We start from the raw sequence: 26,657 nt of genomic DNA on the forward strand, positions 1-26,657 counted from the left end.
CGCACCGGCTGGCTGACTCATGATTGAAATTACGGCTGCCGAGCGCGAGGCTGCGGAGAAGATCTTCGGCGAACGCCTGGGTTTGGCGGAACGGTATGTTGAGCACCTCGCGACCTCGGGAACTGAACGCGGCCTCATCGGCCCGCGGGAGATACCCCGCCTCTGGAGCCGGCACGTGCTTAACTGCGCTGTCATTGAAAGTGAAATTGCGCAGGGAAGCCATGTTGCCGACGTCGGAAGCGGTGCGGGACTGCCCGGGCTGTGCCTGGCCATTGCCCGTCCGGATCTGGAGCTGACGCTCATCGAGCCCCTGGAGCGCCGCGTGATCTGGCTCCAGGAGGTTGTCGACGACCTCGGGTTGGACAACGTCACGGTTATGCGGACGCGTGCGGAACTTGCGGTCGGCCTCGTGAAGGCTGACGTTGTCACTGCCCGTGCAGTTTCAGCCCTGAGTAACCTGGCCGGACTGACCATTCCCCTCCTTGACGGAGAGGGAGAAGTCGTGGCCATCAAGGGCCGGAGTGCTGCGGAGGAAATCGACAAGGCTGCGAAGGCCATCCGCAAGCTTGGCGGTGTTCGGACCTCGGTCGTGACTGTCGGCCAGGATCTGCTCGAAGAACCCACCACAGTGGTGCGCATCGTCGTGAAGAAGTCCCAAAAGATCGCCTAGTACAGGCCCGGTTGACGTGGGTCCTGAGGGCGGAGCGGTTAGGCTAGAGAGCGGCAGCAAGAGCCGAACGAGAGTGAGAGTGTCCCAGTGACCAGTAGCGAAACCTCCACACAGCGGATTCCCCCGTTTGTGTCTTTGGGGTCGGCACGCGCAGTTGCTGCACCCTCCGTCGCTACGGCCCCTAGTCAACTGAGTTCGGTTGCAGCGAAGACCAGCGGGGTTAAAGTTTCACGTGAAACTTCCAACGTGCTGGACACCATCGACGACTCCAGCCCCATCGCCCGTGAGTTGGCGCACGAGAACAGGCGCCGGGAAAAGCTCCTCGGCCGCACCCTCCCCAAGCCCGAGAAGACCCGGATTTTCACCGTCTCCAATCAGAAGGGCGGGGTGGGCAAGACCACCACCACCGTCAACATAGCGGCCGCCCTGGCAGCAGCCGGCCTTAACGTCCTGGTCATCGACATCGACCCCCAGGGGAACGCCTCCACCGCCCTGGGCATCGAGCATCATGCGGACGTCGACAGCATCTACGACGTCCTGATCAACGATGTTCCGCTCGAGGACGTCGTTGCTCCCTGCCCCGACATCAACAACCTCATCTGCGCCCCGGCCACCATCCATCTCGCCGGCGCCGAAATCGAGCTTGTGTCGCTCGTCGCCCGGGAACAGCGCCTCCGCCGCGCCATCGATGTCTATGCGAAGGCCCGCGAGAAGAAGGGCGAGTCCCGGCTGGACTACATCTTCATCGACTGCCCGCCGAGCCTCGGCCTGCTGACGGTCAACGCATTCTGCGCCGCGGGTGAGGTCCTGATCCCCATTCAGTGCGAGTACTACGCACTTGAGGGTCTGAGCCAGCTCCTCAAGAATATTGAGATGATCCAGAAGCACCTGAACGCCGATCTTGTGGTCTCGACGATTCTGCTCACGATGTACGACGGCCGCACCAACCTCGCCGCCCAGGTTGCCGCAGAAGTTCGCCAGCATTTCCCGGACCAGGTTCTGAGCGCGGTCGTCCCGCGTTCCGTCAGGATCTCCGAGGCACCGAGTTACCAGCAGACCGTCATGACCTACGACCCGTCCTCCAGCGGTGCGCTTTCTTACCTGGAAGCCGCAGCCGAAATCGCTGAGCGTTAGAATTTTCCAAACACTGCAACAGCCGGAGCCCGGCATCGCCGGGCTCTTCCAATGGAGGGATTTATCCATGAGCGATAAGCGACGCGGGCTCGGTCGCGGTCTTGGCGCACTCATTCCAAGTTCCGCCGCCGCCAGCTCTTCCGGAAACGGAACAGCGCCGTCACGCCCAGTGGATCTCTTCTTTCCGGAATCCCGCAAGGTAGCACGCCCTGACAGTTCCGTTGACGAGGTTGTCTCAGACCAGGCCCCCGCAGATGGCAGCACGGCGTCTCCCGAAAAAGCCCAGGCTTCCGAGACCGCTTCGAAGCGTCCGGCCGAAGGCAAGGATGCTTCCGGTGCTGCCGCTGGGAAGGCTCCCGCGAAATCCTCCGGTGCCCGTTCTGCAGGCACCAAGGCCAGCGCCAAGACTACTATTGCTGCTGGCGACGCGGAGGCTCCTTCCGAGGTAGCGGCAGAGCTCGCTGATGGAACACCCGATGATTCGGGTAGCGCTACGGGTGCGCCTAATTCTGGACCTGACGGCCCTGCCCCCGACAGCACTGTCTCGGGCAACGCTTCGGGAAATGCCCGCGCTGGGTCAGTGCGTCGTTCCGCTGCCGCGAACGACGTCGAACTCGTCGAAGTTCCCGGCGCCCGTTTTGCGGAAATTCCCGTCACTGACATTCACCCGAACCGTAAACAGCCCCGCAGCGTCTTCGATGAAGACGACATGGCGGAGCTTGTCCACTCGGTCCGCGAAATAGGCGTCCTCCAGCCAATTGTGGTGCGTGCATCAACCGAAGAGGGTGGAGAACCGTATGAGCTGGTGATGGGTGAACGCCGCTGGCGTGCTGTCCAGGCCGCTGGCCTCGCTACCATCCCTGCAATCGTCCGCGACACGACGGACGACGACCTTCTCCGTGACGCGCTGCTGGAAAACCTGCACCGCAGCCAGCTCAACCCGTTGGAAGAAGCTGCTGCCTACCAGCAGCTCCTTGAAGATTTCGGAACCACCCACGAGCAGCTGGCAGACCGTATTGGCCGTTCCCGTCCCCAGGTGTCCAACACGCTCCGCCTGCTCAAGCTGCCTCCCCTGGTGCAGAGGCGGGTCGCGGCTAACGTCCTTTCTGCAGGCCACGCCCGTGCACTCCTGTCGCTGCCCGACGCGGCTGCCATGGAGCGGCTTGCGCAGAGAATCGTCGCGGAGGGCATGTCCGTCCGGGCCACAGAGGAAGCGGTCACCCTTCACCGGGAGCCCGCCACCCAACCCAAGAACAACATCCCCCGTCCCGGTGCCCGGCACGAGCGCCTGGACTACCTTGCCTCTTCGCTCTCCGACCGCCTGGATACAAATGTGAAAATCTCCCTGGGTGCCCGGAAGGGCCGAGTGAGCATTGAGTTCGCAAGCGTCGAGGACCTCAACCGGATTATGGATGTTTTGGCGCCCGGTGCGGATAACTGACCAGTTAGTACATTCCGCGGGGTCCGTTTCACGTGGAACGGACCCCTTTTTATTGCCTTGGGACTGCGCGTGCCCTGAAGCAGGCTTCCACGACTGGCCGATTCAGCGCGGCTCTTGTGCTGCGCGAGCCTCCTAGGCCCCACCAGCTCTACCGAGGCGTAACTTTTACTATTGGCTAACCCCGCCTCCGCCTTACATGCTTCGTACCATGAGCACGGCCGCAGGCAGGGCTGCGCGGTGGTCTAGTACGCATTCGCGTCCCTGGAGTCTTGTGCGACCCTTGGCACAAGCTGCCTGATCCCGTAAGGCTCAACAAGCTGAGATGCTGTTCTCTTGCTGCTGGAGACCCCTAAGAGGCGCACCAAAGCTAAGTATCAGGTCAACAGGATGAGCAGATGCCATGAAGGCCTTTTGATTTGCCCACATGGAGTGAGGTGGCGTCGCATGGGGCAGACCGAAGCGCGGGCGTAAGAGGGTCATCTTGGCCATCCTGGCTGTGGTTCCTCTGCTTTGCCTTTAGGCCTGCAGTGGCATTGCACTCGCGTCCGAAGCGCAGGCTGTGCAGCTCGGACGGTCATCAGGATATATACGTGTGAGGCGCACCTTGGCCCGCCATAGGTCCACAAAGCGGAAGTGTGGACCACTTGCTGGCCCGGCGGCGGAAGGTGGTTGTTTCACGTGAAACACAGAGCGCTGAGGAGGCTGTGGAGGAACCGTGAAGCCCGACGCGCATCCGCGCCTCTTTCTGGACAGTGTGCCTCTTCGCAAATCTCGACACGCCTGCGCTTGGTACGCGACGCCGACACAGCGGAAGGACAGCGCGGGGGCGAGGCCCAGTCTTGCACCGAACGCGGTTCCAAAGCAGGCAATTGCGGCTATGGCGCAGTGTGCATCGTTTAATGCTGACAGCTCTGTAGCCAGACGCCCATTTCGTCTTCTCCGTACTACCTAGTCAAGCTACGCGGTGCCCTCCCGCTCGAATTTCGCTGTAGTGTCCATTCAGTCCACGGCCGATCGCGGGCGTTTCGATACTGTGGCGAACGGGCACTGCTGGATTTCCGCCAACATCTGCAATCCGGGCTACTTCTAGCTGTCCGTGGTTCGAGCCTTGCATGTCTTTGAGGACAAACTCACGTGGGAATTACTCTCATGGGATGACAAGCCTGGAGTGTTTCGTCTCAGGCGCTCCCTCAAACGGCCGAGTCGTTAGCGAGATTGGGCGACCGATGTTATGTGCCCACATATGGCTGGAGCGCCTCGTGCTTGTAGGGCGAGACGGTTCCAGGACTTCCAGGCGCTGGTAGCTGTCCTTTGTGGGGCCGCGGGGGGCGGTACCTGCACCACCTTTGGAAAGCTGTGATAGCTCGGCCCCACAAAGGACAGCTATGAGTCCGTGCTCTCAGCAGAAGGCTGCTGGACATCGATGCAATCCTTTTGGAGGGATCGGGTAGCGCTCGGGAACCGTCTGCATGGAGCCGTATAGTTGCGCACGTCTCTTCGCCTGTGGTGATCCTGCCGCTGACCCGACACGCTTGCTGACACCAATGTCCTTGCCGCATACAGACCGGCCACCAGTGCATTCCTACACAGCGATTTCCCCATCCCTCCTCCCCCGAAGCGCTGTTTCCGCCACCATGCAAACAGACGGGCCCTGCGACGTGGTGCTGGGAGGTAGGTGGAACGTGTGCCGGCTGGTGCTATTTGTCGCCGTAGACGCGACCGTGGCCAGGCGCGCCTTTGTCGCTTATCGGAAGCTGCAGGATCTGAAAGTCCTTAGGAGCATGGACTGCAAGCGTACGGTGAGCAGTGACTCGTGGCGACCACATCCGTCCCGACGCTGTGGTGGACCATGTTTCACGTGAAACGTGCCCAATCCGCATTCATGATAGGAACTAAGTTGGCGAGGCCGGAGAACGGGAACCATAGACGGCTGCCGATATAGACAAACCCCATGGTGATTCTTGGCGCGAGCTTTCGGGGTTCTCCAGGCCCCACTGCTGGAAGCACGGGCATGCTATTCAGTGCGACCGCAGTTGAATGAGCTTCCCAAAATTCCCGGCAGGTACCGAACCGCGGGAGCTACAAGAAGCACACCACCGAACGCGCGCGGGAGGCACCGTCGCTGTTCACGTGAAACAACGCCTGCTACCGGTGAACCCGGGGTTGCGTCGGTCGGCCGTCAGATACCGCCGGGTTGGTCCGGTCGCAGGCTTCAGCGGGGCACCCTTGCTCAAGGCTAGTCATCCGCTGCGCCCGGTGGGCCTTGAAGCGAACTCTGGAAGTTCTGCCGATAGCGACCAGATGGCTGTAGCGGGTGGGTACCGGCCGATATGAGCGTCACTGAATGTCCTTTTGTGCGTGCCCATAAAGCCCCCTATGCGCGCCTGCAGAAGTCATCTACAGGGGCACCAGACCCAGACCCACAGATCCGGGCCACGCTCGCTCGGCTGATGCCTGACGTGGCACCGAGCCCGGCGTGAACCATCGCGTGAGTACGGCCCGGACGCCGCCGTCTTTGGCGAGTGATCGGCACGAGAGCCCGGAGGAACCGGCACCACTTCTGTAGTAGAGGCAGCCGTCCTAATGCACTTCCCAAGAACCGGTGGGCCCACATTGCAGGCGGAGTACGACGGGCGGATAGGGTCGCGCCTAGCGATGATCGACGGCGAAAGGAACCGCGCTGCCTCAGGTAGCTCTTTTGTCCGGGGTTCCCTTGAATGAGAGCATCGATCCTCTATCTCAGCTTGGTGGAAAGGAGGCGGCTGTGTCATCAAAAGGGGCGACGGTTGGGGCGTGTGGTACCGCATAAAGCTACAATCGAGCACCAAATCGCAAGCCCTCGTACTAGATGATATCCACCCACAGGGCTCAGTCTGGACTTGCATTTCTGTGGATACTGTGAGGCAGTAGCAGTGGATAAGGCTGTGGATAAGACGGTGGATAACTCTGGGGATAAGATGCACGCGGTACCCAGGCGGGCGTGGAAAAGCGGCCTGACATCTGATGGCGAGGTCGCCAGCCAATATCATTCGGAGGGTGCTGGACCCGGCCCTCGGATGTTTCACGTGGAACCGCAGCTGACGGTGTTGGATGACCCGCACCACCAGGTGCTGGCAGCAGCGCGGTTTTTAAGCCTGAATAGATTGCTGTGGGTGCTAAGAAAGCCAGCCCCCGGCCACCGACTTGCGGTGCTAGCTATGCTGTGCTGCCCGGCCGCGGTTCTGGTGGCGAAAATGGACCGCTGGGACATTGCTCACAGGCCGGGTGGAGATTGGTGGGTTTGACCACAGGAGGTGTGGAAAACTCTGTGGATGGTCCTGTGGATAACGCTGTGAATAATCTCATGCTGGGATGAGGCCAGATGGGCCACCATCGGCAGCGGAACGTCCTAATGGTCACTTTTGGGAAGGCTTCGCTAGGAGGCAAGGGCGGCCATCCGGACCCTATTCCCGCCTGCTCTGTCTCTATATTCATGACGCTCGGCGCTATGGGGACTTACCAAGATGCCACCAGGATCGAGAGGCGTCGGGCGTTACGAGCGCAGACGGCAATGCTGAGTCGCGTTACTAGGGAAGGAAGAATCGGCTTGCTGCACCTGCCAGGCACTGCAGGTAGTACGAGCGCCCTCCTCCCCTCGAGCTCCCTAAGCGGTGCTGAATGGTGTAGGGCAAAGAATGAGCCACGCCCTCCCCCCGTTGCTGATGCCGTGCGGTGCGGCCCATACTGCCGCGTCTACATGTCCTGGCACAGTTCCGTGCGTCAGCGGGGCGTTTCACGTGAAACATATATTGCGAGAGTGGCAGTTATGTGGATCGGGTAAGCGATAGGCGTGTCCTAATGCCGGCAGTAGTCCGAGCTCCAACGCGACCAAGCACTGCTCGAGATCGCTCCATCCGCTATCCGTTCTCCGTTTCACGTGAAACGTGGTGGCGTGAGCAGGTTAGATCTCAGCTGCGCAGCGGCGCGGAAACGCCGCGCTCAGGCCCGGCGCTTGCGGTCGGATGCCCGGAAACCAGCCCAGGATTCCCGAACCGCGGGGCCCGGGCGAAAATGTTGTGCTTATGCAACGGGCTGGATTGTGACGGCCGTCGGGGACCTGCACGCTGTTCCTCGCCGACGGGTGAAGGGTCGCAGTCTAGGCACTTGCTCGAACGGCTGCGTTCGGACACCCCCCAGTGCGGGCTGAAGCTATTTCAGTGCCTTCACATCGTCCGAGCCGCACGTAGGCCTCCCGTTCCACAGTCCTGTTAGAACGCTGCCTGGCCCGCGCGTTGTGCCTTTTCTCTTGTCCTATTACCTTGGTCCGACCATAAGTGAAAACAACAAGCAAAAGCGCCTAGTGTACTTAGATTGTTGAGGTCCCCGAAAAATTAGTCGTCCCGTTTCCCCGGGAATTCGCATCGAGGCTGTTTTGGTACGGTGAACCAGGCCGGCCACTGAACTGCGCTGGGGGCTCCGCTTCACACTTTCGGCGTTAGTACTTCGATGGTCGTGGTGGTCATGGCCCATTCGAAAGAGGTAACGGGATACACACGCCAGCGGGCGCCGACGGGGTTGTAGACCAATGTTCTGGCCATATGACCCGTGCACGCGGAGTCTGAGGCGAGGGTTCTGGGCTCGTTCCCTGTGCCATTTGAGGACGGTAAGGCTGATCGTTCGTGGTTACGGAATGACAGACCAGACTAAATGCATTCGTGCGACTGCCTTACCGAATTGGGACAGTCACGCGCGGCTTGCGGTACGGTCGTGCCGGCCAAGAGCCCAGAACCACCGACGTTTCACGTGAAACACTGGGTTCGACGTATTCCACCGCTTCGCACTAGTAGCGCATCGCGGCCGCAGGAGCCGTCTGTGGATTGTCTCAACTGGCCGGAATGGGCCAGCGCGCCTGTTTATGTGTTGCGCTCATCCCCGACCCCTCAAGAAAGAGGGCCCCAGGTGTGCTCCGTTTCCGAACTTCACTTCCTACTGGTCTCCTCGGACGGTTTCGTGCCGGATGTCCGCTTGGTTCAGCGATCTCGTCGAATTGAGCTCACATGCACATGCGCAAGCATCGTGGGGAAGATGACCCTTCCAGTCGCAGTTGAGCGGGGATCACATTTCACTTTACGCAGCCGCGGCAGCACTGTGGCCTACCCCTGTAGGGCTGGACAGGACGGCCGCGCACCTTTTGCGTCTAGCCCGGCCACCTGTACGGCCTGCCCCTAATGCGGTGCTGTGTAGCTAGCCGTAGAAGGATGCGTAGTGGGCTTGCCTTTGAGGGCCGGGAGAGCACACCAAGCGCACGTGGGGCGGGGCGGACGCGCAAACGAAGCTTCGGGCCCCTGGTACTTGGTTCTGCGTTTCTCAGCGAATTTGCGTCTTTCGTCATTCCCGCCTTGGAGTTGGACCGGATGTGCGCTCTTCGGCTTGCCGGCGCACAACCCCTCGGGAGGCGCGCACGATCTTGGCCGTAGGTTCCTTTGCGGGTGGCTCCTTTGGTGCGACTGAGCCCCTTGCCTCTTTCGGTCTACTTCGTACCGTTTACGCCCATCCGAGGTTGCGAAGTCGTCCGCTCGTTGTGTGGCTCGGCAGCGGGATATTCGTCGCGACTGCCCTTGTTGCCAATGTTTCACGTGAAACGGGCCACCCCGAGGGCCCGGCTTAAATGACCCTGACCCCGCGGTCGCGGGTGTCAGGAAGCTATTGGCCTGACGGGCTGCGGCGCTCCGAGCCGTCGATTCTCCGGGGCGGGAGCACCGCTGCCCGCATATTCCGGAGGAAGCCCTTGGACCACCACGAGTGCCTTGGAGAGCTGGATGCGGGATAAAGCGGGTCGCGGGTTTGTCTCCTGCGCGTTCATCGAAGACGATGGCGACAAACGATGCTCCACTGGCAGCAGTGCCTTGTTGTCTGCCCTCGCCCGCCAGCATGGTCTAGGTACGGGGAATCCGACCATGGGTGGTCGCCTGTGATCGGCCATAGGAGTTCGTCAGCGACCTGAGAGGGCAGCAGGACTTGATTTCAGGAAGCTGACGACTCGCGGACTAGGGCCCGCAGGGGCACATACCGTCCTGATTCAGCGCATCATCCAAGATTGACCGAACTGGTTTCACGTGAAACATCGCATGAGAAATACGGGCCTTCCTTCGCGGAGGCGGCGTCCGTGCGGCGCAGCGGAGCCGGCCTTTCTACGCGCACGGGTCGGCCCGCTTACAGATGCTCCCCCGAGCGCGGCGGCCAAGGGGACAGTACGTAGCAGCCCAGGCAAGGGGGTACTCCTGCTGCTGCTCCGGAAGGTTGAAGGCGATATCCCATCGGCGCCACAGACAGCCCTTCAGGGGAGTCCAATCGAAGCACGCCTACCATAGGCACAGAGCAGCCAATTTTTCTGGGTCTGCTCCACGAGCCGAGGCGTACACGCTGCTCTACCTACGACATGAATCCATGCCGCTGCGCTAAACAGTGTTCGTTGCCCCTTACCGAAGGTGGGGAGCAGTGTATCCTAGGCCCCTCGACAGGCTGATGCCGTGGCGAAAAAACATCGGGACAAATAAAACTGACACGGTTGGTTCATCACAATCCCATGCAGGAAGAAGCCTCTGCCCTAGCTCACTTCTCGGCCGTATGTCTGTCTTCTGCCTCAAACGGCGAACACCGGAGGCTAGGAATAGACCTCAGGAGCACCTGCACTGCAGGCAGCCACAGTCACATCACGGCACCCGGCCATGGACACAAATCGCGTGGACACAATTCGTGCCGGAAGCGCTGGCGTGCCCCAGGGCCTGTGACCAAAAGCCGGCAGGAAACGAAAGTGGCCACCACTCCCCTGGAGCGATGGCCACAGCACTGTTGTCTGACGGAGCGGTCTGACTAAACCGACCGACTGTACCCGACTGACAGAGCAGTTGTTTCGTTAGCTAGGACAGTACGTCCGCGAATTCCTTTTCGAAGAACTGCTTTGGCTTGGCACCGATGACGGTGCTCTTCACCTCGCCGCCCTGGAACAGGTAGACCGCCGGGATGGAAGTGATGCCGTACTCGGCTGCGATGGAAGGATTGTCATCCACGTTCACCTTCACGACCTCCACCTTCTCGCTGTACTCCACGGAGATCTCATCCAGGATGGGACCCAGTTTGCGGCAGGGGCCGCACCACTCCGCCCAGAAGTCGACGATTACCGGCTTGTCCGCGGCGAGCACGTCGGTGCTGAAGCTTGCGTCTGTTACGTCTTTAGCGTTGCTCATAACCCTTGTCTTTCTCTTCGAATGGTGTGGCGCAGGTCAGGCGTGCTGCCCGGCGAGGTAGTGCTCAACGTCGATTGCGGCGACGCAGCCGGATCCGGATGCGGTGATGGCCTGACGGTAAGTCGGGTCCACGACGTCGCCGGCTGCGAAAACGCCCTTGATGCTGGTCCGCGAGCTGCGCCCCTCCACTGCGATGGTGCCGGCGTCAGTGATGTCGAGGATGTCCTTGACCAGCTCGGTGCGGGGATCATTGCCAATGGCGACGAAAACACCCGTGACAGGCAGTTCGGACTCCGTCCCGTCAAGCAGGTTCTTCAGCTTCAGGCCGGTCACCTTCTCCTGGCCCAGGACATCCTCCACGGCGGTGTTCCAAATGAAGTTGATTTTCTCGTGCGCCTGGGCGCGGTCACCCATGATCTTGGAAGCCTTCAAGGCGTCCCGGCGGTGCACGACGGTGACCGACTTGGCGAACTTGGTGAGGAACAGGGCCTCTTCCATTGCCGAGTCGCCGCCGCCGATGACAGCGATGTCCTGGTCCTTGAAAAAGAAACCGTCGCAGGTTGCACACCAGCTAACGCCGTGACCCGAGAGGCGCTTTTCGTTAGCCAAGCCAAGCTCACGGTAGGCGGATCCGGTGGACAGAATGATTGCCCGAGCCCGGAATGTCTCCCCCGTGGCGATCGTGACGGTCTTGATGTCGGCCTCTAGGTCCAAGGCAGTGACGTCTTCAAACTGGATCTCGGTGCCGAAACGCACAGCCTGCTTCTCGAAGTTCTCCATCAGGTCCGGACCCATGATGCCCTCAGGGAAGCCGGGGTAGTTTTCGACGTCGGTGGTGTTCATCAGTTCACCGCCGGCAGTTACCGAACCTGCCAGAAGCAACGGCTTCAGGTTGGCGCGAGCCGTATAAACAGCTGCCGTGTACCCAGCCGGACCGGAGCCGACGATGATGACATCACGTACTTCTGACGCGGTGCTTTCTGCGTTGCTCACTGAACGGTGAACCTCTTCCTTAGTCGATGAGCCAGCTTTCGGCCGGCCACATGGCACAACTGATTGACAGTGCCGAATATTCCAGACGCTGTGGAAGGCGCGGCACAGCTGCCCCGCAGCACCGCACGCTATTCCAGGACGCTCCCCAAGGTTACCGTCTCCGGCACTTCGAGGGCGCCTCGTTACCCTGAGAACAACCAGGGATAGCCCCTCGATGACTGGTCACACCCTCAGCTGGCCGTAGACCCGGAGCATCGCCCGGAACGAAGGTGACGGGCATCCCGGTCCCGGGCAGACTCAACTGCGCTACTGAACCTTGATTTCAGCCAGCCGCAGACCGAAGCCGTATCGGGTCTTCGGCGCCGCAAGCCTTGGCAGGTTCTTGATCGAGACGATCACGTACTCTGCCGTGACCGGCTCAGCCAGCGGCATGGTGAGGTCCGGCGAGGTGAAGCTGTTGGTGCCCACCTGCTTGGCACCGTCCAGGGATGGCTGGTCGTTGGTGAATACGCTGATGTTTCCTCCTGATGCACCCAGCTGGTTCAGGGTGATTGAGGAGATCTTGGACGGTTCCTTCAGCTTGACGACGAGCGGAACGCCTTCCGGAGCCAAACCGCCCCAGTTATCCGTTGCGAACTCCATGTCGGACCAGTAGCTGGCGCCGTTTCCGTCGAACGTCTTGGCGAGGTCGTTGTCGTAGTTGGAGGCGAAGTCGAAGGCCCCGAGGCGGGTGACGCCCTCCACGGCGGGCGGTCCGGCGGCCGCTGTTGTGCTTTGGCTCGGCGACGGCGTTGCCGCTGCGGTGGGGGCAGGAGCCGATGCCGAGGCGTCCGGAGTAGCCTGCGACTGCGGTGCAGTCTTGAACAGGCTGCCCAGGTTGGTGACGGCAAAGATCAGACCGACTACCAGCACTGCGGCGAGCAGGCCGCCGACCAGCCACCGCATGGATCGCGGTTCACTTCGGCGTTCGTCCTCATCATCGTTGTAGTCGTGACCGGCAGCGGCGGCAGCACCGCCGGTGCGGGCGGCTGCCGGGAAGCTGCCGGCAGGCCTGTCCGGGCGACCGCCGCCGTCTTTGGCGTACTCGTCTTCCGTGTAGTCGTCTTCAGGCGGGTAGTCATAGTCGTCCTGCGACCACAGCGAGACTTTGGGCTGGTCCGGCCCGTTTCCCGCACCCGCGCCCTCAGAGTGGCTGGCGGCACCCGCGAAATTCCCGGAACGGTTCCCTTCGCGCTGCAGGAGTGCCTGTTCTACGTTCTCGCGCTGCACGGGCTGAGGAGCAGTGTTTTCGGGAACGCCGGTGGTCTCAGGAGCGTCGGTGCGCTGCCTGCCCTGGTTAGCCGCGGCAACTCCTGCGGCAGCAGCCGCGCCGGCTGCCGCGCCGGCAGCACCTGCGCCGGCAGAGGAACTTCGGCCCACGGCCGAAGCACCAGGGCGGGCAGGCGGAAGAGGCGGCACAACTGGCGCTTTGCGGACGGGCGCAGTTGCAGCATTGCCACCGGCCGCCTGCGCGGCTCCAGGCGTAACAGTTCCGGGGGCAACGGCTCCGTGGTCAGCAGTTCCGGCACCACGGTCTTCCGCGGTCCGCTCAGCAGCAGCCTGCCTGGAACCGTGGCCGGGAACCGCAGCCGGGTAAGGGCTGACGTGACTCCGGTGGCCATTGCCGTAGTCGATGTAGCCGGCGTCTACTTCTTCTTCGTCGTCGTAGATTTCCGGCTCATGGGAGCGGGGCTGGCCAAAGATCTCACTGCCCAGCGTGTCGGTGAAGAAGGGTTCCACATAGGGAGGATTCGAGGCAACCACGAGGTCCAGCAGGTCCGCTGCCGACGTGTGGTTGGTGATGAGATACGTGGTGGAGTCGCTGACGCCAAGATCGAGTATCTGCACACTGCCGGGCCGTTCCCCGGTGGCCACCTCGCGGGCGCTCTGGGCAACCTGGTCGGCGTTGTGCGGGCCGGCCACGAGGATGCTGACAGGCCGGTTAAGCACCTGGTCCACACCATCCAGCACCAGATCCTGGTCATGCGAGGTCAGTACTGTGGCCGTGACCTTGTAGCGGCCGCCAAGTACTGATCCGACATCGATCGGGTGGGACACGTGTTCCTCCTAGGCTGTCCGGGAGTTGCGCGGGTATTCGGGTCCCGTGGCCCCGGCAAGACCCCCGGCACGCCGGCTAATCCCTGACCCGCAACTACCCTTGTTCTCTTTCGATCCTATCCGATGGGGAACAACGGTTGCGTGATACAAGGCCGGAGGCGCCCCGGCAGGCGACTTATTTTTTCCTCTTGCGGCCCGGCCTGAAGTACGGGTTTTGCCCGGGTTTGCCTTGGAAGGTCCGCCGTCCGGGCAGCGGGATTTCGTCCCGCAGCCTGCCTCCGCGGGTGCTGCCGGGCAGCTCCTCCTCCGGCAAGTATGTCGCCTCGCCGCGGCTTCCGGTCTCTTCCCGCTCGGGCAGAGGCGCCGGCCCCGCACGGAAGGACGCCGAGTCGAATTCGCCGGAGATCCGGGGAATCAATCCGGTGTCCATGGAGACGGTGGCACGTTCCGCCGTCGGACGCTCTGAAGAAGCCGGAGCGGAAGCCCGGCCCGAAGCGGAAGCTGCACCGCCGGAATCACCGCCGGGTGCGGCAACGGGTGCAGCGGCACCCCGGCCCAGCCGCCCGAGCAGCGGCCGGAGGAGGTCCTGCAGCTCGGTGACGCGGAACAGTTTCAGGAGCAGCAGGTACACGGCCAGCATGACGGGCCCGACGACGACGATGGTCACCAGCGCTGTCAGCCGGTTCGTCCAGACGAAGCCGACCGGGCTGTAGTTTCCAAGCAGCCAGAGCGCACCGGCGCCGGCAACTGCCGAGCCGAGCGCGGCATAGCCCATACGTATGTACGAGTTGGCAATCCGTGGCCCGTCCAGGTGTCCGAGGAGGCGGCGCAGGAAGAACGCGCTGACGATCACCGAGAGGATGTTTCCGCCTGTGTAAAGAATGGCGATGGCGAAGATGATCTGGTCGATCGGGAGGAACTGGATGAAGAAGGCGGCCACGACGTTCACCAGCGCCAGGACCAGCTGGATGTAGAACGGGGTCCGTGCATCCTCGTTGGCGTAAAAGACCCGCGACATCATGAAATTGGCGCTCATGAAGGGCGTGCTGAGTGCAAGGATGGTCAGCGTCTGGGCCAGCATGACGCCGTCGGTCCGGAGGCCGCCGGAGAAGAACATGCCGAGCGGGCCGGCCAGGGCGAAGAGGGCCAGGGCGCCGAAGACGGTTGCGACGGCCATCGTGCGCAGGCCCTGCGACAGTGCATTGCGCAGTTCGTCCCGGTTTCCGTCCTGCGAGGCGCGGGTCATGCGGTTGAACAACACCGTGGCGAGTGAGAGCGCGATGATCGAGTGCGGCAGCAGATACAGCTGGCTGGCCACCTCAAGGACGGCGTTACCCGGCAGCAGTGCCGCAGCGTCGAGGTTGCCGGCCTTCTGGAGGCGGAGCCGTTCGGCACCCGGGATGGTGGCAATGCGCATGACGTACAGGAAGGCCAGCTGTCCGACGGCGGCCGTCAGGAGCGTCCAGACGCTCAACTTTGCTGCGTGGCCCAGTCCCACTCCCCGCCAGCCGAAGCGCGGCCGCAGGCCCAGCCTCAGCCTGAAAACGGGGATCAGGAGGATGGCGGTCTGGGCGATGACGCCGAGTGTTGAGAAGCCGGCCACCAGGAAGGTCTGGCTGTCGCCCCAGTTGTCCAGCGTGTGGGGATTGGCCACGTTGGCGCCGAAGATCCAGATGAACATGCCCAGACCGAGTATGGCCACCACGTTGTTCAGGATGGGTGCCCACATGGCCGGGCCGAAGGCGCCGTTGGCGTTCAGGACCTGCGTGAGGAGCGCGTAGAGGCCGTAGAAGAAGATCTGCGGCAGGCACCAGAAAGCGAAGGTGACGGCGAGGGCCTTCTGCTGGGGCGCATAGCCCTGCGTTGTCAGTTCAATGACGAACGGCGCCAGCAGCGTCACCAGCAAGGTCAGCGCCAGCAGCACCAGCACGGCCAGGGTAAGGAGCCGGCTGATGTAGTCCGCTCCCCTGTCCGGCGCCTTGCTTGCCTTGATGATCTGCGGCACCAGCACGGCGTTGAAGACGCCGCCGGCGACGAGCAGGAAGATCAGGTTGGGCAGGTTGTTGGCGTTGATGAACGTGTCATTGACCGTGGAACCAAGACCCAGCGCGGCGCCGAGCATCCAGGTCTTGCCGAAGCCCAGGATGCGCGACACCAGCGTTCCGGCCGCCATGATGGCGCTGGACCGGGCCTCGCCCGGCTGCGCGCCACTTGCGGTGCCGTCCGCAGTGCCGTCCGCTCCTACCCCGGCCGCAGCACCGGCTGATGCATCCGGGACCGCGCTCGAAGCTGCTTCGCCGGCAGGAGTGAGACCGGGAGGCGTTTCGCCGGACTGACGGAACTCACCGGGGTGGTCGAACTCGCCGGGCTGTCCGGGATTGCCGAACTGTCCGGGCTGCTCAGGTGAGGAATTGGTTGCTGACATCGACTTCATCGTCTCACCCGGCCGGGCATATTGCGGTAACCCGCGGCGGTGGACAGGGCTCCGAAGGATCTAGAGGTGTTCGGGCAGGACTTCGCGGGCAAGGTCCGCGATGCGGCGCTCGTTCGGAAACGAGAGTTTCCGGGCGAGTTCGTGAATGGGAACCCAGGCAACATCCACCGCTTCCTTGTCAGGATCGTTCTCGATGGTGAGCTCGCCCCCGGTAGCGCGCAGCAGGTAGTGGTGGACCGTCTTGTGGACCCGGTGGCCGCTTACGGTGAACCAGTAGTCGATGCTGCCCAGCGGAGCCAGGATTTTTCCGTCAATGCCGGTCTCTTCGGCGATTTCGCGCACGGCGGCCTGCTCGTTGTTTTCCCGCCCCTCGGGATGGCCTTTCGGCAGGCACCATTCCAGACGGCCGCCCCTATTAAGGCGGGCAATAATCGCAACCCTCAGTTCGCCGTCGGACGTGTCCACCACGACGCCGCCGGCGGAGATTTCCTCAACCGTTGGGAGGGCAGCCGGTGCCGAGTGCGGTGCAGGCGCGACGTGAGCACCGATTGCCGACGGCAGCGGTGGGTTTGTCCTCCTGCCGGGGGCGCTCGGTACTGGATGGGCCATGCAGTCCACTCTAACGACTCTTGCCCCGTGATGATGACTGGAACATGGCTTGAAGGTGGACTGCGTGTGACGTCGATTCCGCCCTGGCCCCGCGGTTCAGCATGATTGGTGCTGTTGGGCTTGGTTTTCTGACAAGCTTAAGTAACTATGGCGCACGCACATCAAAAGACTGATCTCCACACCGTCGATTTCCAAGTGGACCCGGTGGTCCTGGAGCTCGGCCAGCGCTTCGTGGACGCGGGGCATGAGCTGTCGCTCGTCGGCGGACCGGTCCGTGACCTCTTCCTGGGACGTACCTCTCCCGACCTCGATTTCACCACCGACGCCACGCCGGACCAGACTGTGGCCCTGATCAAGAAGTGGGCCGACAACTTTTGGGAGATCGGCCGCGCCTTCGGCACCATCGGCATGCGCAAGGCCGGCTTCCAGATCGAAATCACGACCTACCGTGCCGAGGCCTATGACCCGGAATCCCGCAAGCCCGTGGTGGCTTTCGGAACCTCGCTGACGGATGATCTGCTGCGCCGGGACTTCACCATCAATGCCATGGCCCTGCGGCTGCCCACCATGGAACTGGTTGACCCCTTCGGCGGAGTCCGCGACCTCCACGCGTCCGTGCTGGCCACTCCGGGGGCGCCTGAGGCTTCCTTCTCTGACGACCCCCTGCGCATGATGCGTGCGGCGCGGTTCGCATCCCAGCTGGGCGTCTCCGTCCATGAGAACGTGCGCCTCGCGATGACCCAGATGGCTGACCGGATCGGCATCATCTCCTCCGAACGCGTCCGCGACGAACTCGTGAAGCTCATCTGCGGCCGGCATCCCCGGGTGGGCGTGGATCTGCTCGTGGACACCGGCCTGGCCGAGTTCGTGCTGCCCGAGGTGTCCGCGCTGCGCCTTGAGGCCGACGAGCACCACCGCCACAAGGACGTGTACCAGCACTCGCTCCAGGTTTTGGAGCAGGCGGCCGCTTTGGAGACTGACGACGGCGGCGCGGTGCCGGGTCCCGATTTTGTGCTGCGGTTCGCGGCGCTGATGCACGACGTCGGCAAGCCGGCTACGCGCCGCTTCGAACCGGGCGGTGCGGTCAGCTTCCGCCACCATGACATGGTGGGCGCCAAACTCACGGCGAAGCGCATGCGGACCCTTCGCTTCGACAACGACACCATCAAGGCAGTAGCCCGCCTTGTGGAGCTCCACATGCGCTTTTACGGCTACGGGGACGCCGGATGGACTGACTCTGCGGTGCGCCGGTACATCACGGATGCAGGGCCGCAGCTCGAGCGTCTTCACCGGCTGACACGGTCCGACGTCACCACGCGCAACCAGCGCAAGGCCGAACGGCTGGCCTTCGCCTATGACGATCTTGAAGACAGGATCGCGGCGCTGCGTGAGCAGGAGTCGCTGGACGCAGTGCGCCCGGACCTTAACGGCGCGCAGATCATGGCCATGCTGGGGCTCAAGCCCGGTCCGGTGGTGGGCAGGGCCTACAAGTTCCTGCTGGAGGAACGGATGGAAAACGGTCCGTTGGAGCCGGCGGACGCAGAGTCCAAGCTGCGCGCCTGGTGGGCGAAACAGCCTGAATCAGCGTCAGAAGAGCTGCAATCGCCGGCGACCGGACCCGCAACGCCCGTCACCGCCGTCGAACCGTCCCAATCCGAGGAGTCCTAAGTGAATTCCGCCCACATCGCCCGTCCCCAGCTTTGGATTCTGCGGCACGGTGAGACCGAGTGGTCTAAGAGCGGCCAGTACACGGGGCTGACCGATCTTCCGCTGACGGTTGAGGGCGAACAGCAGGCGGTGGAGGCCCGCAAAGTCCTGGAGGGCGTGGATTTTGACCTCGTGCTGACGTCCCCGCTGCGGCGGGCCCGCAGAACCGCTGAGCTGGCCGGCTTCCCGGACGCAGTCCATGAGCCGCTCGCCGTCGAATGGGACTACGGCGACTACGAGGGCATCAGCTCCGATCTGATCCGCAAGGACAACCCTGACTATCTGATCTGGACACACGGCGTTCCCAACGGCGAGGCCCTGCAGGACGTGGCCGCGCGGGCGGACAAGATCGTGGGGCGCGTCCTTGAATCGGGACTGGACAACGTTCTGATCGTGGCGCACGGCCATTTCTCCCGCATCCTCACAGCGCGATGGCTGGAACTCCCTCCCGAAGAAGGCCGTCATTTCATCCTGGGGACCGCAAAGGTCTGCACCCTGGGCTGGGACAAGAGAACACCTGCCATTCTTCGCTGGGGCCTCTAGGAATACTCTTCCTGGAAATTCCCTGAATTTGTTTTGCTGAATTACTAGCCAGACATGTCATTCCCGGTGTACTTTTATTCCTGACGCTCCGGCCATCTGCCGGGGTCCAGGCGCCTTTGCCCGGCCCGTCGGCCGGGCCAATGGCTGAGCGGAAAAGGAGGTTGGGAAAATGATTACTTTGACTAGCGGATGGAAGATGACCATCACCGCGTTCCCGGCCTCCGCCGCTGCCCTGCGCCCTCTTTGCAGCCACACGGCTTCCTGATTTCCAGCCCCGGGCCCGTTGGCAGGGGTTAGCAGGACAGTGACTCAGCGGGACGCGGCCTAACAGGGAGCTGCTCCAGTCTCTTGAGCGCGTCCGATGCCATCGGTCTTTTGCGGGCTGGTGTCCTGGGGCCTTCAGGCATCTCCTTTTATGTGCGCCTGCTCTGAGTATTTCTGGTCCCTTGGCTGACGCGCGTTCCTTGTTCCATTCCGGTATTTCCGTGCGCGGTAATGCCTAATCCCTTGCGTTCATTCCGTCTTTTTTAGATTTCCCGAAGGGGTTTATTTGTCATGCCCGAAACCCGCAAGAAAAGTCTGCCCAAATTCATGCGTCCCATCCCTCTCCGGAAGGAGGTGAATGCGTTGCTCCGTAAACTTGTGAAGCTTCTTGCCAGCCTCAGTTCCGATCCTCGCCGGCAGCAGCAGTTCGATGGTCAGTTGCTGGACGAGAACCGGGAAGATGTCTATGCCCTGATGCAGCAGCAGATGAGCAGCCTGCGCTGATTCTTTGCCGCATGTTTTTGGTCTCAACGGACATCCGATGCATGATTCCGTCCCGGTAAGCTCGAAGCCATGCAGGAGACTCAGCCGCCGCCCCATCGAAAGCGTGCGCGCCTGGTGGTTCCAAGCCGCAGCGACCGTCTGCTGAAGAATTTCACGGAACTGGTCGGTGGCCCGCTGGGTAAGCGCTCGGCGCCTGGGCTCATCGCCCCTGGTTTCTTTACGGTGGAGCGGGTCCTCGTCATCCTCACCGTGCTCGCCGCCCTGGCCGGGATCGCCGTCAAGAACTACTGCCGGGTCAACGGCTGGGCAACGCCATCCCAGTTTTACTCCACCTGTTACTCCGACTTTCCGGAACTGTTCCGCAGCCGCGGACTGGGCGACGGTGTCTTCCCGTTCTTCACCGCGGGAGCCCTGTTTGAGTACCCGGTGCTGATGGGCCTCATCGCGGGAGCAACAGCCTGGCTGCTGCCCGGAACAGGCGTCACTGATGAGCGTGTGCTGGGATATTTCGATCTCAATGCGGCGCTGGTAGCCGCTGTCTGGATCGTCACCGTCCTGGCCACTGCGCGCATGGCAGGGCGGCGCCCCTGGGATGCGGCCATGGTTGCCCTGGCGCCCGGCATCATCCTGGCCGGGATGATCAACTGGGACATGTGGGCCGTGGCCCTGCTGGCGCTTGGCATGTACTTCTTCTCGAAGGAACAGCTGGTGCTGGCCGGGATTTTCATCGGGCTGGGGACTGCCACCAAGCTCTATCCGGTGCTGGTTTTCGGTGCGATCTTCCTGCTGGCCCTGCGCAGCGGCAGGGTCAGGGCCTTCCTTGTCCCTGCCGCCGCTGCAGTCGGAACGTGGTTGGCCGTCAACGTTCCCTTTGCGCTCAGGGACCGAAGCGGCTGGACATACTTTTTTGAGTTCAGCCAGGACCGGACGGCAGGATTCAGTTCGCCATGGTTCGCCTACAACCTCGTGGCCGAGCGGTTGCGCGCCGGCGTCCTCACACCGGAAACCATCAACACGCTCGCCTTGAACCTGTTCCTCCTGGCCTGCGTGGCCATTGCCGTGCTGGCACTGACCGCGCCGTCGCGGCCACGGCTGGCGCAACTGACGTTCCTGATCGTGGCGGCGTTCATCCTGACCAACAAGGTGTACTCGCCGCAATTCGTGATCTGGCTGGTCCCCCTGCTGGCATTGGCCCGGCCGCGGTGGCGCGACTTCCTGATTTGGCAGTCAATTGAAGGGCTGCATTGGGCCGCCATCTGGATGTATCTTGGCCAAATGACCAGCGGCGGGCCTTCACAGCACAACATCGACATGCCGTACTACGTCCTCGCCGTGGCAGCCCATATGTTGGCCACGGCATACTTGATGCTGCGTGTGGTCTTCGACATCTGGGACCCGCGCAGTGACCCCATCCGCCGTCATTTCGCCGATGATCCCCAAGGGGGGCCCTTCGACGGCGCGCCCGACCGCCTTCGGCTGGACATCCTGCGTCCCGCAGCCTCGGTACTTCCCTGGCAGAAGGCGGACCGCAATGCCTGACGCCGCCGTCGTAGGTTCCGGCCCCAACGGCCTGGCAGCCGCCGTGGTCCTGGCACGAGCCGGTTTGAAGGTCCGTGTCTACGAGGCCGCTGCAGAGATCGGCGGCGGTACCCGGACCACGCAGCTCATCGCGGACGGCCACTGGCACGACGTCTGCTCGGCCGTGCATCCCATGGCCCTGGCCTCCCCGTTTTTCAAGGCCTTCGAACTGCCCCGGCGCGTTGAGCTTGCCCTGCCGAAGATCCAGTTCGCTTCGCCGCTGGCCCGCGGCCGCGCCGCGCTGGCGTACCGTTCCCTTGACCGCACCGCCGACGAACTGGGCCGTGACGGCCGCGCCTACCGCAGGCTCCTGGCTCCGCTGGTCCGGCACCTGGACGGCGTCGTGGAAACCACTTCAGACCAGTTGCTGCGTGTGCCCGCCGATCCGTTTTCGGCCGCCATCATGGGCCTCCGCACGCTTGAACAGGGCTCGCCGCTGTGGAACCTCAGGTTCCGGGACGACCTGGCGCCTGCCCTGATCAGCGGAGTCGCTGCCCACGCGGTCGGACGGCTGCCGTCGGTCGCCGCCGCGGGCGCAGGTCTGCTGCTGAACTCCCTCGCGCACGTGGGCGGGTGGCCCATTCCCATCGGCGGGTCTGCGGCGATCGCCACTGCCATGGCGAAGGACATCGAGGCGCACGGGGGCGTTATTGAGACAGGTTTCAAGGTTTCGTCGCTGGCCGACCTGGAGCCGGCCAAGGCGGTCCTGTTGGACGTGGCTCCCCCGGCGCTTTCCCGGATCGCGGGGAACCGGCTGCCCGCCTCGTACCGGCGCTCGCTCGAGGCGTTCCGTTTCGGCAATGCCGCCTGCAAGGTGGATTTCATCCTGTCCGGACCCGTGCCGTGGGCCGGGGCCGGAGTTGCCGACGCCGGCACGGTCCATGTTGGAGGCACGCGGGCCGAGATTGCCCAGGCCGAGCATGAGGTCGCTCAGGGCAGGCACCCGGAGCGCCCCTACGTGCTCGTCTCGCAGCCGTCCCGCGTTGATCCAAGCAGGGCGCCCAACGGCCGGCATATCCTCTGGAGCTATTGCCACGTTCCCGCAGGATCCACCATGGATATGGGCGAGGCTGTGATCAACCAGCTGGAGCGGTTCGCGCCCGGGTTCCGCGACATAATCGTCCGCTACAAGGTGACCACGGCTGCCGCGCTTGCTGCGTACAACGAAAACTACATCGGGGGCGACTTCAGCGCGGGACTGCTCGACGCCCGCGGTCTGCTGCAGCGCCCGGTGGTTTCCCCTGTGCCGTGGAGAACTCCTGCCAGGGGCGTGTACCTCTGTTCTTCATCCACCCCTCCCGGACCCGGTGTCACAGGAATGCCCGGCTTCCACGCAGCCAAATATGCACTAAAGGACATATTTGGCTTGGAGGTCCCGGCGCTCGGCGCCTGACGCGCGTTCCTTTTACCGCCTGGCATGCTGCTGGCGCCCCCGGAATGGCGTGGCAGGGAGAGCCCTCTGGACAGGGGATAATATCGCCATGGGGAACACCAAAACACTTGCACTTGCCCTCATCGGGCTCATACTCGGCACGGCCTTGGTCGCCTGTGATGACGGCCGCGGCGGGGCCGAGGCTGCCGCGAAACAGCTGGCATCCGCCGTGGCCGGACTCGACGTGCGGCCTGTCGCGTTCGATGGCCGGGACTCAGCCGTAGCCAACGACCAGCTGAACCAAGTTTTCAAGGCCCTGCAGCCGGTCAAGCCATCCGTTGACGCGGGCGAGCTCCAGCTCGACGGGGACACCGCCAGCGTCCCTTTGAACTACAGCTGGAAGATCGAGTCGGCGGAATGGAAGTACACCGTCGATGCGCAGCTTCGTAAGTCCGGTGACAAGTGGCTGACCGTCTGGTCCCCCGGCATTCTGGTGCCGGACCTTGCCGAGGGCGAGATCCTCAGCAAGTCGACACAGTCCCCGCCGCGTGCCGACATTCTCGGTGCCCAGGACGTCCAGCTCGTCACGTACCGCCCCGTAATCAACGTGGGTATCGACAAGCCGCAGCTTGACGGTGCTGATGCCGCCGCCTCCGCGAGGAAGCTTGCGGAACTTGTGGGCGTCGACCCTGCCGCGTATGTCCAGCAGGTGGAAGCGTCCGGAGCCGAAGCGTTTGTTCCCGCCATCACGCTCCGCGACAACAGCAGCCGCACCGTGACCGATGCGGAGATCGAAGCCATTCCCGGTGGCCGGGCCATCGCGGACAAGCTGCCGCTCGCCCCCACGCGCACCTTCGCCCGTTCCGTTCTTGGAACCGTGGGTGAAGCCAGTGCAGAACAGATTGAAAAGTCTGACGGCGCGCTGGCCGCCGGCGACGTCATCGGAACCGGCGGACTGCAGCAGCAGTACGACGCCCAGCTCCGTGGCAAGGACGGCATTGTCATCCGGGTCCAGCGCGCCGACCTCACGGCCGCGGAGATCCGGGATGCCCCCTCCGATCCCCGCCGCATCGTGTTCGAGATCCAGGGTTCGGCTGGAACACCTCTCAAGACCACGCTGGAACCGAAACTGCAGCAGATCGCCGAGGATACCCTCGCTGAGGTCAAGCCGGCCTCCGCCATCGTGGCCCTCCGGCCGTCGACGGGCGCCGTGCTTGCCGCGGCGTCGGGTCCCGGCAGCAACGGTTACAACACGGCCATGCTGGGACAGTACGCCCCCGGCTCCACCTTCAAGGTTGTGGACTCCCTCGCGATGCTGCGCAACGGTCTGAGCCCCGAATCGAAGGTGGAATGCACGCCCACCCTCACCGTGGACGGCCGCACGTTCAAGAACGCCGAGGGGTACCCCAAGGACTCGCTGGGTTCGGTGACCCTGCGGGACGCCTTCGCGCACTCATGCAACACCGCGTTCATCGCGGCGCGCGACAAGGTGACCCAGGCCCAGCTGGAGTCGGCTGCCACGTCCCTGGGCGTCGCGGTTGAGGCACCGAAGCTGGGAGCCGACGCCTTCCTCGGCTCAGTGCCCGGGGAGGCTGAAGGCACCGAGCACGCCGCCGCAATGATCGGCCAGGGCAGGGTCCTGATGTCTCCGCTGGCTGCCGCTGTCATGGCCGGATCCGTGGCAAAGGGCGCCCCGGTGTCGCCGGTGCTGGTTCTTAACCCTGACGCAGCCTCCGGCACTGCTCCGGCAACCACAGCGGAAGGTACGCCGTCCGCAGAAGGTACTGCCCCGGCCTCGACAGTCTCCGCAGAGGCCCCCGCCCCGGCGGCCGAGAAGCCCGTGACCAAGGATGAGGCGGCGTCGCTCGCGGACCTGATGCGCGCCGTGGTGACGTCAGGACACGCTGGTTTCCTGGCCGAGGTGCCCGGCGGACCCGTGGGAGCGAAGACCGGCACCGCGGAATTCGGCAAGGAGAACCCACCCAAGACCCACGCCTGGATCATCGCCACCCAGGGCGACCTGGCCGTGGCCGTCTTCGTGGAAGACGGCGGGCTCGGCGCCACCACGTCCGGACCGCTCCTGAAGAAGTTCCTCACGGCCGCGGCCGCCGGCTGACCCCGACGCTCCCGCAGCTTTTGGCGGGTTTCCTCCCGACGCTCCTGCAGCTTTGGCGGGTTTTTTCCCGACGCTCCTGCAGGTTCTGCAGCCTCTCCTGAACCCTCCCGCACTCACAGCAGGAGGGTTCAGCTGTTGGCGGCGGGATGTGAGAAAGCGTTGGATCCTGCCGTGGGAAGATGGATCAGTGGCCCATATTGACGTTTCCGGCATCGACTACTTCCTCTCTGACGGCACCCAGTTGCTGAACGGAGTGACCTTCAAGGTTCCGGCCGGCACCAAAACTGCGCTGATCGGGCCTAATGGCACCGGCAAGACCACGCTCTTCCGCATCATCGCGGGTGATCTCACGCCCGACGAAGGCGTGATTGGCCGGTCTGGGAACATGGGCATCATGCGCCAGTTCGTCGGGCAGGTGCGTGACGACTCCACGGTCAAGGACCTTCTGGTTTCGGCCGCGCCGGCCGGGTTGGCAGCAGCCGCCCGTGCTGTGGATGAAGCTGAACTGGCCATGATGGAGCACGACGACGAACCCACCCAGATGCGCTACGCCCAAGCGATCGTGGACTGGGGAGACGCAGGCGGTTACGACGTTGAGACCGTCTGGGATGAAGTGTGCATGGCGGCCCTGGGCCTGCCGTTCGACCGCGCCCAGCACCGCCCGGCGTCGAGCCTTTCCGGCGGTGAGCAGAAGCGGCTGGTGCTGGAGGCATTGTTCGCCGGCCCCGATGAGCTGCTGCTCCTGGACGAGCCGGACAACTACCTCGACGTCCCGGGCAAGCGCTGGCTCGAGGCCAAGCTCAACGAGTCAAAGAAGACTGTGTTCTTCATCAGCCACGACCGCGAGTTGCTGAACAACGCTGCCAGCCGCATCGTCACGCTCGAGCCCGGTATCAACGGCGCCGGGGCGTGGGTGCATGGCGGCGGCTTCGAGTCCTACGTGGAAGCCCGTGCCGACCGCAATGCCCGCTTCGAGGAGCTGCGCAAACGCTGGGACGAGGAGCACGTCAAGCTCAAGGAACTCGTCAACATGTACAAGAACAAGGCCGCGTTCCGCTCGGACATGGCCAACCGCTATCACGCCGCACAGACGCGCCTTGCGAAGTTCCTGGAAGTCGGCCCGCCCGAGGCGCTGCCCATCGAACAGAACGTGCACATGCGCCTGAAGGGCGGCCGCACCGGGAAGCGGGCGGTCGTCGCGGAAAAGCTCGAGCTGACCGGCCTCATGAAGCCGTTTTCCACCGAAATCTGGTTCGGAGACCGGGTCGGCGTGCTGGGATCGAACGGGTCCGGAAAATCCCACTTCCTGCGCCTGCTCGCCACCGGCGGCACGGACCCGGAGCGGGAACACCTGCCGGTGTCCGACGTCGACATCGCCGAAGTGCCTCACGAAGGCACGGTGAAACTCGGTGCCCGCATCCGCCCCGGATTCTTTGCGCAGACCCATGTCCGTCCCGACCTTCTCGGCAAGACCCTGCTCGAAATTTTGCACCGCGGTGACGAGCACCGTTCCGGGCTGGCCCGTGAAGCAGCCGCGGGAGCGCTGGACGGCTACGGACTGGCGGGCCAGTCGGAACAGAAGTACGAGTCTCTTTCGGGCGGCCAGCAGGCGCGCTTCCAGATCCTGCTGCTGCAGCTCTCCGGCGCCACGCTCCTTCTGCTCGACGAACCCACGGATAACCTCGACCTGCATTCGGCCGAGGCGCTCGAGCGGGCCATCGACCACTTCGAGGGCACGGTCCTGGCCGTGACGCACGACCGCTGGTTTGCGCGGACCTTCGACCGCTTCCTGGTGTTCGGATCCGACGGCCGGGTCTACGAGTCCGACGAGCCCGTGTGGGACGAGAAGCGGGTCGAGCGCGCCCGCTGACCCCCGACGCTCTCGCACTTCCTGCACGTTTTTGGCTAACGCTCTCTCACCCGTTGGGAGAGCGTTGGCGCGTTAAGCGTGAAATGTGCGGGAGCGTTT

At 63.4% G+C, this 26,657-nt stretch carries 15 protein-coding genes; 10 read left to right on the forward strand and 5 right to left on the reverse strand.

The window, feature by feature from the left end; all coding sequences use genetic code 11:
• Positions 1-19 precede the first annotated feature (19 nt).
• From rsmG to ACIP9X_RS03845, 3 genes are all read left to right on the forward strand, one after another.
• Positions 20-670 (forward strand): 16S rRNA (guanine(527)-N(7))-methyltransferase RsmG, encoded by a 651-nt coding sequence (rsmG, locus tag ACIP9X_RS03835; protein WP_400478382.1) that lies wholly within the window; start codon positions 20-22, stop codon positions 668-670.
• A gap of 87 nt (positions 671-757) precedes the next feature.
• A complete protein-coding gene (locus ACIP9X_RS03840) occupies positions 758-1,804 on the forward strand; it encodes a ParA family protein (RefSeq protein ID WP_400478383.1) in 1,047 nt (348 codons plus the stop codon).
• 67 nt (positions 1,805-1,871) lie between these two features.
• Positions 1,872-3,245, forward strand: a complete 1,374-nt coding sequence (locus tag ACIP9X_RS03845) for a ParB/RepB/Spo0J family partition protein (RefSeq protein WP_400478384.1) — start codon at positions 1,872-1,874, stop codon at positions 3,243-3,245.
• A 6,899-nt stretch (positions 3,246-10,144) separates the two neighbouring features.
• On the opposite strand, the gene trxA is transcribed toward ACIP9X_RS03845, so the two are convergent.
• From trxA to ACIP9X_RS03870, 5 genes are all read right to left on the reverse strand, one after another.
• Positions 10,145-10,471 (reverse strand): thioredoxin, encoded by a 327-nt coding sequence (gene trxA / locus ACIP9X_RS03850; protein WP_400478385.1) that lies wholly within the window; start codon positions 10,469-10,471, stop codon positions 10,145-10,147.
• Between the two features lie 36 nt (positions 10,472-10,507).
• Positions 10,508-11,464, reverse strand: a complete 957-nt coding sequence (trxB, locus tag ACIP9X_RS03855; protein ID WP_400478386.1) for a thioredoxin-disulfide reductase — start codon at positions 11,462-11,464, stop codon at positions 10,508-10,510.
• Positions 11,465-11,770: 306 nt separating this feature from the next.
• Positions 11,771-13,561: an ABC transporter substrate-binding protein gene (locus tag ACIP9X_RS03860; protein WP_400478387.1), complete on the reverse strand. Its 1,791-nt coding sequence runs from the start codon at positions 13,559-13,561 to the stop codon at positions 11,771-11,773.
• A 175-nt stretch (positions 13,562-13,736) separates the two neighbouring features.
• Positions 13,737-15,734, reverse strand: coding sequence for a murein biosynthesis integral membrane protein MurJ (gene murJ, locus ACIP9X_RS03865; protein ID WP_400478533.1), 1,998 nt, complete (start codon positions 15,732-15,734; stop codon positions 13,737-13,739).
• Positions 15,735-16,055: 321 nt separating this feature from the next.
• Positions 16,056-16,556, reverse strand: a complete 501-nt coding sequence (locus tag ACIP9X_RS03870; RefSeq protein WP_400478534.1) for an NUDIX hydrolase — start codon at positions 16,554-16,556, stop codon at positions 16,056-16,058.
• A 195-nt stretch (positions 16,557-16,751) separates the two neighbouring features.
• Between ACIP9X_RS03870 and ACIP9X_RS03875 the strand changes: the two genes are divergently transcribed.
• From ACIP9X_RS03875 to ACIP9X_RS03905, 7 genes are all read left to right on the forward strand, one after another.
• The gene (locus ACIP9X_RS03875; RefSeq protein WP_400478388.1) at positions 16,752-18,272 is read left to right on the forward strand and encodes a CCA tRNA nucleotidyltransferase; all 1,521 of its coding nucleotides are present in this window, start codon (positions 16,752-16,754) and stop codon (positions 18,270-18,272) included.
• Positions 18,273-18,854, forward strand: coding sequence for a histidine phosphatase family protein (locus tag ACIP9X_RS03880; protein ID WP_400478389.1), 582 nt, complete (start codon positions 18,273-18,275; stop codon positions 18,852-18,854).
• A 555-nt stretch (positions 18,855-19,409) separates the two neighbouring features.
• Positions 19,410-19,622 carry a hypothetical protein gene (locus ACIP9X_RS03885; RefSeq protein ID WP_400478390.1) on the forward strand — a complete coding sequence of 71 codons (213 nt, stop codon included), beginning with the start codon at positions 19,410-19,412 and terminating at the stop codon, positions 19,620-19,622.
• A gap of 69 nt (positions 19,623-19,691) precedes the next feature.
• Positions 19,692-21,161: a glycosyltransferase family 87 protein gene (locus ACIP9X_RS03890; protein ID WP_400478391.1), complete on the forward strand. Its 1,470-nt coding sequence runs from the start codon at positions 19,692-19,694 to the stop codon at positions 21,159-21,161.
• Positions 21,154-22,593 carry a phytoene desaturase family protein gene (locus tag ACIP9X_RS03895; RefSeq protein ID WP_400478392.1) on the forward strand — a complete coding sequence of 480 codons (1,440 nt, stop codon included), beginning with the start codon at positions 21,154-21,156 and terminating at the stop codon, positions 22,591-22,593. Before ACIP9X_RS03890 ends, ACIP9X_RS03895 begins: the two co-directional genes overlap by 8 nt.
• 88 nt (positions 22,594-22,681) lie before the next feature.
• The gene (locus ACIP9X_RS03900; RefSeq protein WP_400478393.1) at positions 22,682-24,688 is read left to right on the forward strand and encodes a penicillin-binding transpeptidase domain-containing protein; all 2,007 of its coding nucleotides are present in this window, start codon (positions 22,682-22,684) and stop codon (positions 24,686-24,688) included.
• A 187-nt stretch (positions 24,689-24,875) separates the two neighbouring features.
• Positions 24,876-26,558: an ABC-F family ATP-binding cassette domain-containing protein gene (locus ACIP9X_RS03905; RefSeq protein WP_400478394.1), complete on the forward strand. Its 1,683-nt coding sequence runs from the start codon at positions 24,876-24,878 to the stop codon at positions 26,556-26,558.
• Positions 26,559-26,657 lie beyond the last annotated feature (99 nt).

It is taken from the genome of Arthrobacter sp. NPDC093125, assembly GCF_044754225.1.
Taxonomy (GTDB): domain Bacteria; phylum Actinomycetota; class Actinomycetes; order Actinomycetales; family Micrococcaceae; genus Arthrobacter.